Raw genomic sequence first — 17,543 nt, forward strand, 5'->3', positions numbered from 1 at the left:
GCATTCATTTCACAGGGAAGTTTCGCCAGCTCATCGAGGAATTCCTGCGTATTCTTCACCACCTTGGAGGGAATACCCGCATACTTCAGGCGCACCTGCATGTCGTTGCCGCGGATGCCCCCGGCAAACACGACGCAGCCCTCCTGTCGCGAAAGCTCCTCGAAGTCGATGTCCCACAGCCACGAGATGTCGTGGCCGTCGGCCTCTTTGTCGTTGATGAAGAAGGCGACCGCCTTAGGAGAAGCGTCCTTCTCGATGATCTTGAGGTTCTGGTTGAAGCCCGTGGGGTTCTTCGCGAGGTTGAGCAAGATGCTTCGCCCCTCGACGGAATAGCGCTGCAGGCGACCGTTTTTCGGGTCGAAGGACTCGATGGCGGCCTGGATCGCGTCGTTTCCGCAGCCCACAAGGTCGGCCGCAACGCCCACCGCAAGCAGGTTGTACACCATGTAGGCACCGCTGAATGCCGCGCGGATCGGCCTTGCAGGCGCGGCGTCGCCGGCCTTCGGCTGCGGGCGGGCGATGTCGAAGGAAAGCTCGCGCTCGCCAAGTTCCACGTTTTGCGCCGCGTAGTCAAGCTCGGAACGAGAGAAGCCGCACGTGGGGCAATGCCATGCGCCGAGCTGGCCATATTGACGGAAGTCGTACTCGAACATCGAGGAGCACAGCTGGCACATCGTAGCATCGGAGACCGTGTTCTGCGCAAGGCCCATGCTCTCGCCCACCCCGAATGCAATCTGACGCGTGCGCTCCCGTCCAGGCTGTTCAGACGCACGCTTGGCGATGGTTGCACACAAGGGGTCGTCGGCGTTGAAAACAAGGATGGTCTCAGGCGATGCGGCGAGCGCCTCGACGATGCTGTCCTGGATGCGATCGATTTCGCCGCAACGATCAAGTTGGTCGCGGAACAGGTTCAGAAGAAGCACGTAGGTCGGCTTGAGCTGCGGCGTCATCTTCTTCAACCACAGCTCGTCGGATTCGAAGACGCCCCAATCGGCCTCTTTCGCGTGAAGGAGCGCCGTCGATACGCCGGAATCGAGGTTCGCACCCGTTCGATTGCACACCACGCGGACACCCGAGCCTTCAAGGACATCGGCGAGCAGGTTGGTCACGGTCGTTTTCCCGTTGGTGCCCACCACCATGATCGAACCGCGAGTGAGCTTCCCCCGCAGATTCGCGAGCAAACGCGGGTCCACATAGAGTGCAATTTTCCCCGGAAAGTTTGCCGCAGGCCTGCGGAACACGTGCTTCAAACCCCACGTCGAGACGGAGCTTACGACTTGAGCTGCGGCAAATCTAATGGACATGGACACTCCTCGCAAACGCGGCGAACCTCTCGGGCAATATGCCCGCAATCGAATAGTACCGACAAAAGGGTACAACGGCTTTGAGCGATGCCGCCCGAGCGCGCGGAGAAACCAAAGAAAAAGGAGCCGCATTGGGGATAGCGGCTCCTTAAAGGGGCTTGCCGACAGGAACGAGGAGGGCGGCAAGCCAAAGGGGATAAGGGAGTGCAGCCGACGGTTTTGTAAGGAGGGGATAACACCGTCGGATGTTTCTCACTGGGATGATTGTAAGCGAGCACGACAAATCCCGGTGATTCGCATTCTGCAAGCGTTGTTGCAATATACGGAACAACCCCGTTCGCGATTACGGAACAGCCCGCCTACGAGAATGCGCTCACTCGCGCCCGCCATTGCGTGCGGGCATTTTCGAGCACAGAAAAGTCGGCGAGATAGGCCTGACAGCTCGCGAGCGCCTCTTTGCACGCCGTGAGCGTGCGGCCCGAAAGCGAGCGCCCGATGTAGGCGTTCACGTCGATGCCGGCATCGACGCCCTTGATCGGGAGATACACGACCTTGCTCGATCCGTATGCCCAGTTCGCGCTTGTTGAAATGCCGACGCTGTTCGAGGTTTCCACCTGGATGTACATCGAGTCGACGTCGCGGAAGCTGCGGACACGGCCCATCAAAAGGGAGGGTTCCGTCTCGAGCACCTTCCTCATCTGTCCCTGCAAGCCAGGGAAATCCTTCTCGCTTGGAAGGAGCAGGTCAAGACCCACAAGACGCGAAAGCTCGATGCCGTCGGCGCAATCACGCGCGAGGCGGCTGTTCGCCCGGACGACCACGCAGAATTGGTCGCGATACATAGTCGCAAGCTCATAACGCTGCTGATGGGGCGAATACACGTTGAGCATGATGTTGAGGTCGGCCTTGTTGTCGTCAAGCGCAGTGTAGAGCATCTTGTACGGCATACCCTTGAACTCGATTTCGATTTCCGGGTAATGCTCTTTCAAGTACGACGTGAATTGCAGGATGAACGGGCGCGCCGCGTTATGCAGATACCCCAAGCGCACCACGGGTTTTCCGCCTTCGTCAAGACGGGACATCTCGGCAAGCGCGGCGTTGTATTCAGAAAGGATGGCCTTCGAGCGATCGAGAAAAACACTGCCAGCCTCAGTGATGGCAACCGACTGTTTCGAGCGGACGAAGAGCTTGGCGCCGAGTTCGTCTTCCATAGCCGAGATGTGGCGACTGATGACTGACGGGCTCACGAAGAAATGGCGCGCAGTATCGCGGAAGCTCAGGTTCTCGGCGAGGTATTCGAATTCACGCAGATGCTCGATGTTCACGTTCACGCCTTTCCATTTTTCCGCAGCTCTCTTCATGTGCGCAACGTTCTTGTTAACCAGAGAGTATCAGAAAGGGTCTCCCTCTTCCCGATTGAAAAGCACAAACGAGAGTCTGCCTCGGTCGAATAATCATGCCTCCCGCACGTCTCCCGAGAAAACAAAACAGGCCGCCAGCTTAATGCCGACGGCCTGTAAGTTTCTGGAGCCAACGAGCGGATTCGAACCGCTGACCTACGCATTACGAGTGCGTTGCTCTACCAGCTGAGCCACGTTGGCAAACGAAAGAAGCGCAAGCTTCAGACGCGAAAACAAATAATAGCGAATCAGGCGCGCGAGCGCAAGAGGTTTTCTTAAAGCAACCTCTGATTCCCTCCTCGCGTCCCTCTGCCCTACCTCATCAGCTTCGTGACCGCCTCGGTGTAGGCAACCGGATCGTCCAGAGGGATACCCTCGACGAGGAGCGCTTGATCGTACAGAATGCCCGAGTACAGCTTCACCTTATCGTCGTCGCCCGCTTCCTGCGCCTTCTGCATAACCTCGAACACCGGGTGCTTCGCGTTCACCTCGAGCACGCGATGCGACTTCACCGCGTCTTCCTCCTCGGCGCTCTTCGGCGCGCCAGCGAGGATCTTCTCCATCTTGAGCGACACGCCGCCTTCGGTGGTGATGTAGGCGGGGGCGTCGGTTTGGCGCGTGGACACCGCAACCTTCTCCACCTTGCCATCGAGCGCGCTCTTCATGGCCTCGAACAGGTCCTTGTTGGACTCGGCCGTCTCCTCGGCTTCCTTTTTCTCCTCGTCGGATTCAAGGCCGAGGTTCTCGCCACCCACGTTCTTAAGCGGCCATGCGGTGAGCGAATCGGGATCGGCCGCGTCGGGCACAGCGTAATCCGACATGGCCATCATGCAGAATTCGTCAACGTCCTCGGGGCACAGCAGCACGTCGTAGCCCTTCGCGAGCACCGTCGTCACAATCGGCAGCTGCGCCATGCGCTCAACGGAGTCGCCCGTGGCATAGTAGATAGTTTCCTGATCATCGGCGGCGGCCTTCACGTATTCCTTGAACGTGATCATCTTCTTCTGCTTGGCCGAATAGAAGAGAAGCAGGTCGCCCAGCACGTCTTTCGCCGTGCCGTAAGAAGTGTAGAGGCCGTACTTCATGCCGCGACCGAAGTTCTCGAAGAACTTCTCGTAGCCCTCGCGGTCCTTGTCGAGGAAATTCTCCAGGTCGGACTTGACCTTCTTCTCCACACGGCGGGCGATGGCCTTCAGCTGGCTGTTGTGCTGCAGCGTCTCGCGCGAGATGTTGAGCGTGAGGTCCTGCGAGTCGACGATGCCGCGAACAAAGTTGAAGTAGTCGGGCAGCAGGTCTTCGCACTTGTCCATGATGAGCACGTTGGAGCTGTAGAGCGCGAGACCCTTCTTGAAGTCCTTGCTATACAGGTCGTACGGGGCGCGGCTCGGCACGAACAGCAGCGCGTCGTAGGTCAGTGCGCCCTCGGCATGCAGCGAAATCGTACGCGCGGGGTCAGCGAAGTCGTGGAAGTTCGTCTTGTAGAACTCGTTGTACTCCTCGTCGGCCACGTCGGACTTCTTGCGCTTCCAAATGGGGATCATCGAGTTGATCGTGTCAGTTTCGGTGTAGGTCTCGTACTCGGGCTTGTAGTCGTCGCCAGCGTCTTCGGGCTTCGGCTTCTCGCGCGTCTTGGAAACTTCCATCTGAATGGGGTAGCGCACATAGTTGCTGTAGCGCTTGATCAGGTCCTTCAGGCCGTACTCGGAAAGATAGGTGTCGTAGTTGTCCTCGTCGGTGTTCTCCTTCAGCGTGAGGATGACGTCGGTACCGTGGTCGGCGCGCTCAGCCTCGCTGATGGTGTAACCTTCCACACCGTCGGATTCCCACGCCCACGCCTCGTCGTTGCCAAACGCGCGGGAAACGACGCGCACCTTGGAGGCGACCATGAAGCTGGAGTAGAAGCCGACGCCGAACTGGCCGATGATGTCGATGTCGTCGCCCTGCTGCTCGGCGTTGTCGGTCTTGAACGCCTGGGAATCGGAATGCGCGATGGTGCCGAGGTTCTTGTCGAGCTCGTCTTTCGTCATGCCGATGCCGTTGTCGGAGATGGTGATGGTGCGGGCATCCTTGTCGAACGCCACATGAATGGCCAGCTCATCCTTGGAAAGCTGCACGTCGGAGTCAGTCAGGCTCTTGAAATAGAGCTTGTCGACGGCGTCGGACGCGTTCGAGATAAGCTCGCGAAGGAAGATCTCGCGATTGGTGTAGATCGAGTTGATCATGAGGTCGAGCAGTTTCTTGCTCTCTGTTTTGAATTTCTTCATAGCGTGTCGCTTCCTGTTCTCGAAAGACCGCTTTGGCACTTTGCTTTGGCAGTCCCCGTCTTTGAGTGCTAAATGGCATTGTAACGACGCGATACCTCATGTCAAGTAATCTAAGTGCGATAGACTCAACTTTTCGCAATTGCTTATCGTTCAAATTTACTTTAGAATTATTTTGCATCGATACTCATTTTTTACGCAAGGAAATACTAAAGTGAAGTACGAACTAACTGAGAAAAAAGCTGCTGAGATCCTCGGCATTTCCGAAAGCCGCGTTTCCCAACTCGTGAAAGGCAAGCTGCTCGATGCCGTCACCATCAATGGCAGAGTCCGTATTTCGCGAGAGTCAACCGAACGATACCGCAGCGAAGCCCGCAAAACCGGCCGTCCCCCGAAGACCTCCTATGCGACCGTGTCCCAATATACCCTCATGAACGCAAGCCACGAGATTGCCTCTGTGCTCTTCGACTCCGCGGCCGACGAGCCCCTTTCCGTATCCGAGGTAATCGACCCTACATACGCACCCATAGGCGTGCTCACTCGCGGGGGCAATCCGAAACGAAGAGTTCTCAATAACTGGTGGCTTCATCGATCTGTTCCCCGAACGCGCCCAGGGATTGAATCAAAGCTCGCCCAATCGGGGCTCAATACACCAAGCAACCTTGCAATAAAGAGCATGGGGCTCTCCCTTTCCGACTGCTATTGGTTAAGGCCATACGACGCACCAACCCTAACTTGGAGCGAAATCAATTTCTACGACAACGACTTCATCGACTCGAGCATCGACGATTGGGACGACTGGCTTTCGGGAATTGGGCTCAGCTCCCCAGACAACACGTCGGAAGGCGAACTTCCAAAAAAATGGGTCATCGGAACGAACGGGACACGTTACTTATTAAAGGGCTGCAGATCCGATGATCAGCGTCCCTACAACGAGGCGGTTGCGACCGCACTTTACCGAAGACTTCTCAACCCCTGCGATTATGTACCATACGACATCGTGGGCACGGCACAAGGCGCTGCCGCGAAATGCCCTAATTTCCTTGGGAGAAGCGAAGAGTTTATCACCGCAGATCAGGCTAGAGAGGCGACATCGAGCTCTCGTGGAAACAGCGTATACGACCGTTTTTGCCGAGACGCCTCGCTTCTAGGGGTGAACGAGGCAGAACTTCGAGCACGCATGTCCAAAATGATAGTGTGCGACACCATCCTCGCGAACTCCGATCGACATTGGCGCAATTTCGGATTCATAAGGAACCTCGATACTATGGTAATCCGCCCCGCACCTCTTTTCGATTCGGGAAACTCGCTGTGGTTCGCCAAGACGGAACGAGAAGTCGCAACCGGAGACCGCACCTTCCTGGCACGGCCCTTCGCCTACAACGTAAATGAGCAGCTTGCATGCGTAGATGACGTCAGCTGGTTCAGCCCAGACGCTCTTCGCGGTTTTGCCGACGAGGCATGCGACATCCTATCCGCAAGCTCGCACGCAAAACCGCGACTCGATTTCATTCATGAGGGAATCGAACTGAACATCAAGCTCGTCGAAGGCGCCTGCGCATTGCTCTCAGGACGAATAGCCCGAGGAAAGTAAGGAATCAAAACAGAAAGAGCGTCCCAACCATTATTTGCCTTGCAATCAGTCGTCGTCCAGTTCGCTAAAATGCCACCGACCACTCAATATTCTCGCTATAATTGGAACAGGTTTTAGCAACGGGAGGAACAACCCTGACGCGAGAGAAAGACACTTTCCCTACAGGCGACGAGAAAAATCGCCCAGCACTTTCTGGCTTCATCCAGCAAGTGCTGAATGCGTGCGGTATTTCTGCCCCGTTTTCACTCGTTTACCGGGATGGTTTCCCGGAATGGGCGGTTGCCAAAAGCGACGGCATGGACATTCTCGTGGTTTGCGAAGATTGCGCTGACAGAAGAACTTCGATTGAGTCCTTTCGGTCAAAACCCGTGTTCACGCATAACGATGATCTTTACTGGTTCGAAGAAAGCCCAGAGAAGCAACTATCTTCGAAAAATCAATTAGCCCCCCCCCGAGTACCACGCCCCTAGCAACGTAACGCTTCCCGAGTGGCTCGATTCGTTCTTGTTCGAAACGCTCAAGGCATCATATCAGCCCTCGAAGACCGAAAGAGCATTCGACTGCAACCTTGAGTCCTCGCATGATAAAGCACTTATCTACGCAGGAACCTATCTTCCAAGGAGCTATGCTGAATGCTACTGCATCTTCGACGACCTCTTTCACACCGCCGAGATTGCAAAGGCCCTCCAAGATCAAGCCGCACTCAACATCCTCTCGGTCGGATCGGGAACATGCGGTGACGCACTTGGCGTCTTGAGCGCCATCGACAAGAATCTGCCAAATATACGCCGGGTATTCCTTACCGGCATTGAGGGCAACAAGCCTGCGCGAGACATCGCAAAGAAGTTAATCTATCAAGCCAAGCAGCACTACCGTTTCGAAATTGACTTCCGGGCGGAAGATTACACCATCGAAAGCTTCAAGGATTACATCGACACTACTTGCGTCCTCCATGCTGAAGGGACGGCAGACATCCTTCTCTCTTCAAAAATGATTAGCGAAATGGTGTCGATGGGGAAAGAGCAGCCCAGCCAAGCATATTCCAACTTTCTTGCATCTTTTTTGCCGTTCCTCTCCCCCACTACAGGAATATGCCTCCTACTCGACGTCGCAACGAAAGTTACCAAGAATGGTCCCTGGTTTCCCATCCTCATGAATTCTCAAACGAGCAAAACGCTTGAGAGCATGCCCGAATTCGGGATTATAGCACCGGCCCCATGCCGAGAATTGCATGGCCCATGCCGCACTAGCTGCTGTTATTCGCAAAAGAAATTCGAGGTTAAGCACTCCCGAGCGTCTTGCGATCTCAGCAAAGTCAATTATCGAATCATCTCAAGGGCAGCAGATATCGCCGCCCTTCCATCAAAACAGCCGACGCCTTGCCTAATCAGTCCCCCAACTCAATTTTGCTCACCAAATCGAGCCCCCTGCTCTTCGCAGCTCGAAAGCACCTGTGAAAAAGACGCCTTCCCGATTAATCCCTGACGGCAAATCCCAACGCATTAAACGAGCCATGAAAGGAATGCCAGAAATGAGTAAGCGCAGTTTTTACGTACGAGAATCCGAGCTTGACGACTTCCAGCGTCAAGTGCTCAATAAGAAAGTCGACAAGTCATTCATTGTGAAAGGGTGCGCGGGAAGCGGAAAATCGATTCTTGCCCTCTGGAAAGCGCACGATATCGTCTCCAACAACCGCGGGTCACTGCAAATCATCGTATTCAATAAGGCGCTAAAGTCATACATGGAGGAAGCCCTTCGCGCCATCGGAATCAACCCATCGCTCGTCGACTATTGGCACCATTGGAAGAATAACCCAAGGAGAAGCGACTACATCATAGTCGACGAAGTTCAAGATTTTGGGCAAGAAGCGTTAGAAGCATTTATGAACAACGCTCGCATTGCATTACTCTATGGCGACAGCGCCCAACAGCTCTACGGATGGCGAAAGGAAGATGCGCCGCTTTCTGTTGAAGAAATAGCGGCAGCAACCGGTCTCAGCACGGAGAACCTTGTCTTCAATCACCGACTCCCAAAGACAATCGCGAGATTCGCGCAGTGCATTTGTCCCGAGGGAGACGACCTTGAAAACCGTTGCCGAAACGAAGGTTCGGAAAAACCTTATGTTCTCAAATATGATTCATACGAAGAGGAAATGAAGGGAATCGCTTCAATTATCGCCAATCGGGGTTTTGACGACATCGGCATCCTCTTTCCAAAAAATGAAGACGTCGACAACGCAGCCCGCTTCTTCAGTGCAAATGGACTGAAGGTCGAAAAGAAGACCAGTAGCGACATGGATTTGAACTGGAGCACGACCAATCCAAAGCTCATGACCTACCATAGCGCCAAAGGTGCCCAATTCGAGGCGGTTTTCATCCCCGAATGCACAGCAGGGGACCGCTTCCGCAATGCTCTCTATGTTGCAACAACAAGAACATATCAATCTCTCTATATCACATACACGGATTACCTCAGCCCCCTTCTGAGCGGCATTCCGGGCAACCTATTCAATAAATCGCTCTCCAGCTCGACCAGCGACTGGTTCAGCGGCAGAGGATATGCACCGGTAACCGACAACTCGTGCAACGTATACGACGAAGACATCCCGTTTTAACCGTTACGCTGAACAGGCAGGATAATGATGAAATACTACATTCCCACATCAACCAGCAACTTCAACTGCCTTTTGGCGGACGAAAGCATCTCCCCCTGCGGGTTCTACCAAAAGAGATCGTTCGGATATCGATCTTTCGCCAAGGTTCCCCCTAGCGACAATGAGGCGCACCTTCCTCTTTTTGTCTCATGCCCTGTATTCGAGCTTCCCGATGACACCCCCGGGTTTCCCCTCGTTCTCGAAATCGACAGCTGTCTGCTCAACGAAAGCGAGCTTCAGCAGGGTAGTTGCGAAGGTGGTGCGGTTTTTTATACCGACGAAACTCTCTATTTCAATCCCTTTCACGTGCGATTCATCTTCCATAATCAACGGGAAATGATCGAGACAGTGAACGCGGCGCAACGCAGCATCGAAACCAAGCTACTCTCATGGTATCGAGGATCATTTGCGTCCATCGATTCACTCGATAAGAAGCACATTCAGGAATTCAACGGCCAGGAAGACTTCAAGGATGACAACCAGGAGGAAATCAAGCAGGAATTGCTCAGTAGCGACGCTCGGAAAAATCGGATCAAAGGCATCCTTTGGAGCTACACCATTGGAGCAAACCTCTCTCGGAAGGAATCAGTATACGCCGACCTCAGAAAGCATCTCGAAGAAATGCGTTGCGCTCTGTCGGCGCAGGTCGGAGCGACAAAGCCAGCGGACAAAGACTCGTTGGCAAACCTGCGTAGCGACATCAATAGAGTTCTCGTAAAGTCGCAAGAGGCCATCATTAAAAAGTATTGCAAAGCATGGGAAGAGCCAGACGTTGCTTTTAGGATAATGTATGCCTCTTGCCCCTCGGATCGCCCCGAAATCAAATCAACGGTAATGGAGGCAGCGGGGGTTTTCCAGATTGGCCCATTCGCGGGAAGCACCATCGCGGATGTCAACGCATATATTGACGGAACAATAAAGGAAATCACGAAGACGATTTACCCGCCCAAGCTCATTGCCGTTGACGGCATCCCTTCCGTTAGCGGCAATCAATTCATTAGCTTACCAACAGGCGAAAACCGCTCAACTATCGAGCGAGGCAAAGACTATACCGAAGACAACATTGGCGCATCAGCGGGCGAGAGGCGCATAGCTGCATACATCCTCAATGCGACCCTCGCCAAACACGCGCATCTTTTCATCGAGAACAAACCATCCTACGTGTATGAAATAGCAAGGGGGCTCAGAGGAAAGTGTTCTGAGCAAGATGAACCAGCCCTTGAGCAATTCCTGAGAATGCTATATGACAACCTTAAGGGCGCAGCGCCTCTCAAATTGAGCGAAGCGCCAAACGAAACTATGAAGTCATTCGCCATATTCTGCAAAAAGGGAGGTATGGATTCCCTGGAAGACCTTGAATGCGTTTTGCTCTCAAACGGCATTCTCGACTTGAGCTTTGCCTATGCACTATGGGGCGCAGTTTACGGCTATTCCGCGATGCCGAAAACAGTCATAGATGCAACATTGTCTGGCTATCCAAAAGAATATGCAGAAGAAGCAATGCGACGCATTTTTGAGGAGATTTCGGACAAACCGCATTTCGAAACAAAAACGGATCCCTGGCGCGAACAAAAAGAACTGATAATCGGAGCATGGCCAGACCTCTACGAGATGCGCGACACGGAAGATTCACGCACAGCTAGTCGGCCCAAGAAAAACTGGCCAATTGAGAAGATCTTAAAGAAGTGTAACTCCATCGACGACTGGGAGAAGCAAGTAGATAAAACCTGGAAAAAGAAGTCAGACATCTACCAGGCACACATAGAGTTCATTAACGGCCAAAGGAAATTCAATGATACTCAGCGCTAGCAGACGCACCGACATCCCAGCATTCTACGCAGACTGGTTTCTTAACCGCCTTCGAGAAGGCTCTGTCCTTGTGCGCAATCCCATGAACTACCACCAGGTATCAGAAGTGAAAGCAACTCCGGAGAATGTTGACTGCATTGTCTTCTGGACGAAAAATCCCTCGCTTCTCCTCGAAAAGCTTCCAGAAATCGACGATCTCGGGTATCGCTACTATTTCCAATTCACGCTCAATCCCTATGGCAAGTCAATAGAAGAGAACCTCCCCGACAAGAGCATTCTTGTCGAGACGTTCAAGCGCCTTTCCGACCAGTGTGGACCAGAAAAGGTAATCTGGCGCTACGACCCCATCTTCGTCGGAGACGAATACCCAGTCGACTATCATGTGGAGCAATTCGCCCGTCTCGCAAATCAGCTAGAAGGGTATACCGAGAAATGCATTTTCAGTTTCCTTGACCCTTACGCAAAGATCCAAAAGGCAATCAAGCAGTTGGGTATCGAGCCTCCTGATTTAACAGCAATGAGAACAATCGCTCAGCTGTTCGCAGAAATAGCTTCGCCAAAGAACATTAAATTGGAAACATGCGCCGAGGAAATCGATTTGGAAAAATACGGCATCTCGCACGCCCGATGCATCGACGGGGATTTAATCGAGAAAATCATCGGCTGCCCACTTAATGTCGGAAAAGACTCCTCTCAGCGCTCCATTTGCGGGTGCGTTTCGAGCATCGACATCGGATCGTTCAACACGTGTGCACACGGATGCAAGTATTGCTATGCCAACTATGGAAGGCAAGCAGTTCTCAAAAACCAAGCTTCGCACAACCCTAATTCTCCCCTTATCTTCGGCGAGCTTGACGAACGAGACGTCGTCAAGCCAAGAAAAGAGAGGGACACCAGATCCCTGAAACAACCCCAGCAATCTCTCTTCTAAGACCACAGGTTCGCACAAGGAGCTCGACATGGCATATTACAAGAAATACAGCGGCGGCGGTTTCTACGACAAGAAAAGCGGGCAGTGGATTTCCTCGACAAGGGCCCATCAGAGAGTCAATGAAAGTATCGGAGGCTGGACAAAAAGACGTGCTCGCGACGGTTCGTACTATATGGAGCGAGATGACGACTGGGATGATGACTGGGACGACGATGATGACTGGGACGATGACGATGACGACGAATGGGACTACAACCGCAGGATTCCGGAGAAGCGACTTCACCAAAAAGTTGGCGAAAGCATAGACGGCTATACAAAGAGAGTCAGCAAGTCGGGAAAGTACTATATGGAAAAAGACGACAATCGAAACGACAACTATCGTTCCGGCAGATGGGGAAAGCGACGCTATTGGTAATTCATTTTGCAACTGCATCCGTCTCCTAGTACGCCTCTCGTCATCCTAGCCCGATCAGCGCTCTGCGGGCATTTCGCCCGCCGAAGGCGCACCTGACGCCGTGATGCAAACACTCGCTGTCCTAGCGGCCGCAGAACTGCGCTGGATGCTATCGCAAACGCGAAAACGGCCCCTCGCACAAAAAGAGCCCCAAGGCGCCTCGGGGCTCTTTCATACAGCTATGACCTTGCGTTTTAGCAGTAGAACAGAATCTCGTTGTAGGTCGGAACCGGCCAATGGTTGTCGTCGACGACAATTTCCATCGCGTCGATTGCGGCGCGGAGCTCGTCCATGAGCGGGAGCACATGGTGGGCATTGTCGTTCGCGCGCTCCTGCTGATCGGCGATTTCGACGTTGGCGAGATGCGCGGTATTGAGGGCGTCGAGCGCTTCCTCCACGCGCTTCGCGCCATCAATCACCGTTTGGAGCTTCTTCTCCTGGAACGTCTGGTCAGCAGAAGGCAGCGCGGTCTTGACCTGGGTGATGTCCTTCGCAACATCGGCGGCGAAGCTGTTGATCGCAGGCAGGAAGAAGCGGCGAACCATGCGCTTCATCGTGCGAGCCTCGATGTTGAGAAGCTTGTTGTACTTCTCGAGCTTCACCTCGTAGCGAGAGCGAACCTCAACCTCGGAGAGCACGTTGAACTCGCCGAACAAATCGATGCTCTTCTGATCGATGAAGCACGGAAGCGCGTCGGCCGTCGTGGGATGGTTGGCCAGGCCGCGGCGCTCGGCTTCCACCGGCCATTCGTCGGAGTATCCGTTGCCGTTGAAGATGATGCGCTGATGCTTGCGCAGGTCATCCTTGATGTAGGCGATTGCAGCCGCCTCGAATTCATCGCCGGACTTGCCCTCCATGGCGTCGGCGAACTCCTTCAGGCTCTTCGCCATGGCCGTGTTCAGGATGGTGTTCGCGTCGGAGAGGTTCACGGCAGAACCCGGCATGCGGAACTCGAACTTGTTGCCGGTGAAGGCGAACGGGCTCGTACGGTTGCGGTCGGTGTTGTCCTTCAAGAAATTCGGGAGCACGGCCACGCCCAAGTCCATTGCCACGCGCTCAGCAGACGTGTACTCCTTGTCGGAGATAAGCGCGTCCACGATGGCACCCAGCTCGTCGCCCAGGAAGATGGACACGATCGCCGGAGGAGCCTCGTTGGCGCCCAAGCGATGGTCGTTGCCAGCCGACGCCACAGACATGCGCAAGAGCTCCTGGTAATCGTCGACCGCCTGGATGACACCCGTCAAGAACACGAGGAAGCGCAGGTTCTCCATCGGGTTATCGCCCGGATCAAGCAGGTTCTTCTTGCCTGCGGAAATCGCCCAGTTGTTGTGCTTGCCCGAGCCGTTGATGCCCTCGAACGGCTTCTCATGCTGCAGGCAGACAAGGCCGTGATGGCTGGCCAAAAGCTTCATCTTCTCCATCGTGAGGAGGTTCTCGTCGATGGCGCGGTTGGAGTTCGAGAAAATCGGCGCAAGCTCATGCTGCGCAGGCGCGACCTCGTTGTGCTTGGTCTTTGCGGAAACGCCAAGCTTCCACAGCTCGTCGTCGAGCTCCTTCATGAACTCGTTCACCGTCGGGCGAATGGCGCCGAAGTAATGCTCCTCAAGTTCCTGGCCCTTGCACGGCGGGTAGCCGAAAAGCGTGCGGCCGGTCAGAACGAGGTCGAGGCGCTTGGCGTAATCTTTCTCGGAGATAAGGAAGTACTCCTGCTCGGCACCGACCGTGGTGACGACCTTCTGATGGCCCTCGCCGAACAGCTTGAGCACGCGGTTCGCCTGCTCATCGATGGCAACCATGGAACGCAGAAGCGGCGTCTTTTTGTCGAGCGCTTCGCCAGTGTAGCTGCAGAATGCGGTGGGGATGCACAGCACCTCGTCCTTCACGAACGCGTAGCTCGTCGGATCCCACGCGGTGTAGCCGCGGGCCTCGAAGGTGGCACGCAGGCCGCCCGAGGGGAAGCTCGACGCATCAGGCTCGCCCTGGATAAGCTCCTTGCCGGAGAAACTCTGAATCGCACGGCCGTCGGGCGTCGGGTCGAGGAAGGCGTCATGCTTCTCAGAAGTGATGCCAGTGAGAGGCTGGAACCAGTGCGTGTAGTGCGTGGCGCCCTTCTCGATCGCCCACTCCTTCATAGCGTGGGCAACAACGTTCGCAACCTCGAGGTTGAGCGGCTCGCCATCCTTGATGGTCCTCATGAGCTGCTTGTACGTTGCGGAAGGGAGACGCTCCTGCATGGTGTGCTCATTAAACACCATCGATCCGTAAATTTCTGAAACGTGTGACATATGACGCGCTCCTTCACTGGTCGTCTTAAACGCCGTTTGGCGGTCGCAACCGCAGTTTTCCGTGGGGTGCCATCGCCGCTTTTGGCTGATGGCTGCATGCTCGACACGATAACACGAAGTCATCCGCGATGCCCCCTTAACCAACGCATATCAAACTAACGGCGAAATGTTTCGAGCAGTTTACAGGGCAGAGAACACTTTGTTGCAATGAGAGCGTCGAAGGCAGGGGAAGATGAGGCTCGGGGTCTGGTACACTACAATCATTCTACTTTAAGGATAGCCTTATGCAAGGAGAACGCATGCCGCGAGAAAGCATGACTTATCAGACCAGAACCGACAGCGCTCTGAGGCCCGCTTCCTCGATACAGTTCACATGCATATCGCGCGCAAGCGCCCACATCTTCTTATCGAGAGTGAAAAGCGTTGCGCCCGTGCGACGCGCAAGCACCAGGTAGAACATGTCGTATGCGGGATGCCGATAGCGAATCGATTCGGAGAGCGCCTCTTTCGCAAGCGACGCGTCATCATGAAAGCGATCGACGAGGGCCTCCACCCGACCAAGCAAGACCTGAGCTTTCTCCTCGCCCATCGACCCAAAAGCGGCATATTTGAAGCATGCGTTCGACACCTCAGAGTGAAAGACAGACGGAGCAATAGCTTCTTCGCCTTGCAATAGAAGAGCCCTGAGAGCATCACCGCGCTCGCCCTCGAACGCCATTTCGAGAGCCGCGTTTGCATCAATTACCACCATAAGAAGCCCTCCTCCCCATGATTTCACCAAGCACTTCTCCGATATGTCTACTTCTCTCTTCCCTTGCTTCGCGAATAACATCGACGGGACTAGGAGCGTCGGGGGGCAAAACTAGGGGATTCGCCTTCGCGCTTTCGAACAGCTCCTGGCGCTTTTTAATGCGGGCAGCGCGCTTCGCCTCTGTGTCGAAATCGAGATAGAGCGAGTGGCGGGGTGCTTCCTCCGTGTGCGCACGTTCGCCCGACACCATTGCCTCGACGGCGACGATCGTCTGTTGCGCAACGCTCCTGTGCTCCCTCGCGGCGACCTCTTTCAGCTTTTCGTACAGATCCTCGGGAAAATCGCGAACTTGCAAAGCCGGCATGGCAGCCCCCTTTCGCATACGCATGCTCTTTGCATGCATTATACATAAAAGGCGTTCCGTTGCCAAAGATGCCTTCTTACCTGGAATCGACTCGCCGTGGACAAAGAAGGCCGATATGCGAGGAGTGTCGAAAGGCTAACTTCAGATTGGAAAAACTGACCTGGGGAAACACCGACAGAAGTACGAGCGAGTGGCAATTTCCGAGGTCGAAGACTCACATATCGCCATTTTTTGTCCCTCGCTACCCGTTTTTCGGGAAGAAGGGTGGCGATGAGTCCAGCGGTGTCACCCGATGCACCGCCTTCCGGCAACGCCGTCAGCTTCCGCTACCCCACCTGCTTCTTCATCATGGGATAGGTAAGAGCGGCCAGCACCGGAATGGCGAGCGCAACGAAGGCGCCCGTGCCGAAACACGCGAACGACCCCCACGTGTCGATAATGACGCCAGCGAGCGTCGGCCCGAATGCAAGACCGCAGATGCTGCCTGAGGTCACCCACGTGAGCGCCTCGGTGATGTTCGCCTCGGGCACAGCGCGCTCGGCCGTCTCGTTCAGCGTGATGACGAACGGGGCGTACGTGCCCGCCGCTACGAAGATGACCACGAGCAGGCTCACCGATGAGCTCACGAAGATCATCGATCCGTAGCCAAGGCCGATCACGATGGAGAACGCCAGCATCTTCTTACTTTGGCGCGCGGTGAAAAGAATCATGCCGAACACGAACCCAACGATGGTCGACACGAGCGACTCGATGGCAAGGATAAGGCTTGCGAACACTGGGTCGTTCAGCTCGATCTGCGCGAAGGACACCGTCGCCGTGTCGAAGATGCCGAAGAAGCAGCCCATCAGAAGCGACAGGAAGAACAGCGTGCGCACCACGGGGTTCGCGAGGAACAAACTGCGAGAACGCTTCTTCTTGTTTGCGCGAGTATCGTCGGACGCATCTGCGGAAACGTCGCACGCGATGCCCGAGCCAGCTGCAGGAGCGCTTTCGTTTCGCGAGCCTTCAGCCGCCGCATCGGACTCGACCGAGGCGGCACCTTCGGCGCGATCGGCGAGCGCGGCGCCTTCCCGATTCGCAAGCTTCTTTTCCCAACCCGGCACCGGCTCGGTGTCCTTCGATGACACAAGCAGCAGCGTCCCCACCACGCAGCAGATAAAGCCGCATCCCATGCCGGCGATAGGATGGATTCCCGAAGCGAGTGCGATGGAAAGCGCGGGACTCACCATGAAGACGATGTCGTCCATCACGCCCTCGTAGGAGAACACAGTCTTGAGCTCGGGCGCATCGTCGCCCAGGCGACCCGATTTCACCAGGTAAACCCAGCGAGCACGGGTAAGCGCCTGCGGCGTGGGAAGAAAGCCCATGAGCACCGCGCCCACGAAGCACAGCGCAATCGGCAGTTTGAGCAGCACGGTGACCAGCAAGATCGCGCATCCAAACAGCGCGACGCACGTGGCGGGCAAGACGATCGCACCCTGACCGCGCTCGTCGATTCTCTTCGAGACGCGCGGCGATATCAAAAACAGAGCGAACGCCACTACCGACGCAACCAAACCCGCCATGAAATAGGAATACCCCGAAAGCGTGAGCATGGACACGGTGCCGATGGTGCGCATGAACGCGTACATACGCACGAGAAGACCGCCTACCTCGAAAGAATAGGCGGCCTTCACGCGAAACATCGCACCGTAAGCATTCAAGTTAAATGAGCTAGCCATAGTTACGCCATTGTAC

At 55.1% G+C, this 17,543-nt stretch carries 14 protein-coding genes and 1 tRNA gene; 7 read left to right on the forward strand and 8 right to left on the reverse strand.

The genetic code is table 11. The features are described from left to right. The 4 genes from Q0G85_RS05790 to htpG form a co-directional block, all read right to left on the reverse strand. A partial coding sequence (locus Q0G85_RS05790; RefSeq protein ID WP_297155619.1) for a Mur ligase family protein occupies positions 1–1,304 on the reverse strand: 1,304 nt, incomplete at its 3' end. 359 nt (positions 1,305–1,663) lie between these two features. Next, positions 1,664–2,635, reverse strand: a complete 972-nt coding sequence (locus Q0G85_RS05795) for a LysR family transcriptional regulator (RefSeq protein WP_297155622.1) — start codon at positions 2,633–2,635, stop codon at positions 1,664–1,666. A 194-nt stretch (positions 2,636–2,829) separates the two neighbouring features. Further along, positions 2,830–2,905 (reverse strand) — tRNA-Thr (locus Q0G85_RS05800). A gap of 113 nt (positions 2,906–3,018) precedes the next feature. After that, positions 3,019–4,968: a molecular chaperone HtpG gene (gene htpG / locus Q0G85_RS05805; RefSeq protein WP_297155625.1), complete on the reverse strand. Its 1,950-nt coding sequence runs from the start codon at positions 4,966–4,968 to the stop codon at positions 3,019–3,021. A gap of 211 nt (positions 4,969–5,179) precedes the next feature. Between htpG and Q0G85_RS05810 the strand changes: the two genes are divergently transcribed. From Q0G85_RS05810 to Q0G85_RS05840, 7 genes are all read left to right on the forward strand, one after another. Continuing rightward, a complete protein-coding gene (locus Q0G85_RS05810) occupies positions 5,180–6,559 on the forward strand; it encodes a DNA-binding protein (RefSeq protein WP_297155627.1) in 1,380 nt (459 codons plus the stop codon). Positions 6,560–6,660: 101 nt separating this feature from the next. Further along, positions 6,661–7,029 (forward strand): hypothetical protein, encoded by a 369-nt coding sequence (locus Q0G85_RS05815; RefSeq protein ID WP_297155629.1) that lies wholly within the window; start codon positions 6,661–6,663, stop codon positions 7,027–7,029. Between the two features lie 34 nt (positions 7,030–7,063). Beyond that, positions 7,064–8,044, forward strand: coding sequence for a hypothetical protein (locus Q0G85_RS05820; RefSeq protein WP_297155631.1), 981 nt, complete (start codon positions 7,064–7,066; stop codon positions 8,042–8,044). Beyond that, a complete protein-coding gene (locus Q0G85_RS05825; protein WP_297155634.1) occupies positions 8,013–9,173 on the forward strand; it encodes an ATP-binding domain-containing protein in 1,161 nt (386 codons plus the stop codon). Before Q0G85_RS05820 ends, Q0G85_RS05825 begins: the two co-directional genes overlap by 32 nt. 24 nt (positions 9,174–9,197) lie before the next feature. After that, entirely contained in the window at positions 9,198–11,021 is a 1,824-nt protein-coding gene (locus Q0G85_RS05830; RefSeq protein ID WP_297155636.1) for a hypothetical protein, read from the forward strand. Further along, a complete protein-coding gene (locus Q0G85_RS05835) occupies positions 11,005–11,952 on the forward strand; it encodes a DUF1848 domain-containing protein (RefSeq protein ID WP_297155638.1) in 948 nt (315 codons plus the stop codon). The genes Q0G85_RS05830 and Q0G85_RS05835 overlap by 17 nt, the downstream gene beginning before the upstream one ends. Positions 11,953–11,980: 28 nt before the next feature. Beyond that, positions 11,981–12,367, forward strand: a complete 387-nt coding sequence (locus tag Q0G85_RS05840; RefSeq protein ID WP_297155640.1) for a hypothetical protein — start codon at positions 11,981–11,983, stop codon at positions 12,365–12,367. 233 nt (positions 12,368–12,600) lie between these two features. On the opposite strand, the gene Q0G85_RS05845 is transcribed toward Q0G85_RS05840, so the two are convergent. From Q0G85_RS05845 to Q0G85_RS05860, 4 genes are all read right to left on the reverse strand, one after another. Next, positions 12,601–14,691, reverse strand: coding sequence for a glutamine synthetase III (locus Q0G85_RS05845; protein WP_297155642.1), 2,091 nt, complete (start codon positions 14,689–14,691; stop codon positions 12,601–12,603). A gap of 322 nt (positions 14,692–15,013) precedes the next feature. Next, a complete protein-coding gene (locus Q0G85_RS05850) occupies positions 15,014–15,442 on the reverse strand; it encodes a type II toxin-antitoxin system VapC family toxin (RefSeq protein ID WP_297155645.1) in 429 nt (142 codons plus the stop codon). After that, positions 15,429–15,806 carry an argininosuccinate lyase gene (locus tag Q0G85_RS05855; protein ID WP_297155647.1) on the reverse strand — a complete coding sequence of 126 codons (378 nt, stop codon included), beginning with the start codon at positions 15,804–15,806 and terminating at the stop codon, positions 15,429–15,431. The genes Q0G85_RS05850 and Q0G85_RS05855 overlap by 14 nt, the downstream gene beginning before the upstream one ends. 326 nt (positions 15,807–16,132) lie before the next feature. After that, the gene (locus tag Q0G85_RS05860) at positions 16,133–17,527 is read right to left on the reverse strand and encodes an MFS transporter (RefSeq protein ID WP_297155648.1); all 1,395 of its coding nucleotides are present in this window, start codon (positions 17,525–17,527) and stop codon (positions 16,133–16,135) included. Between the last annotated feature and the right edge of the window lie 16 nt (positions 17,528–17,543).

Source organism: uncultured Ellagibacter sp., assembly GCF_934617235.1.
Taxonomy (GTDB): Bacteria; Actinomycetota; Coriobacteriia; order Coriobacteriales; family Eggerthellaceae; genus Ellagibacter.

Coding starts and splice junctions, on each gene's coding strand:
- Q0G85_RS05835 (WP_297155638.1), top strand. CDS start 11,005: ATGATACTCAGCGCTAGCAGACGCACCGACATCCCAGCATTCTACGCA.
- Q0G85_RS05860 (WP_297155648.1), bottom strand. CDS start 17,527: ATGGCTAGCTCATTTAACTTGAATGCTTACGGTGCGATGTTTCGCGTG.
- Q0G85_RS05855 (WP_297155647.1), bottom strand. CDS start 15,806: ATGCCGGCTTTGCAAGTTCGCGATTTTCCCGAGGATCTGTACGAAAAG.
- Q0G85_RS05830 (WP_297155636.1), top strand. CDS start 9,198: ATGATGAAATACTACATTCCCACATCAACCAGCAACTTCAACTGCCTT.
- Q0G85_RS05850 (WP_297155645.1), bottom strand. CDS start 15,442: ATGGTGGTAATTGATGCAAACGCGGCTCTCGAAATGGCGTTCGAGGGC.
- Q0G85_RS05845 (WP_297155642.1), bottom strand. CDS start 14,691: ATGTCACACGTTTCAGAAATTTACGGATCGATGGTGTTTAATGAGCAC.
- htpG (WP_297155625.1), bottom strand. CDS start 4,968: ATGAAGAAATTCAAAACAGAGAGCAAGAAACTGCTCGACCTCATGATC.
- Q0G85_RS05840 (WP_297155640.1), top strand. CDS start 11,981: ATGGCATATTACAAGAAATACAGCGGCGGCGGTTTCTACGACAAGAAA.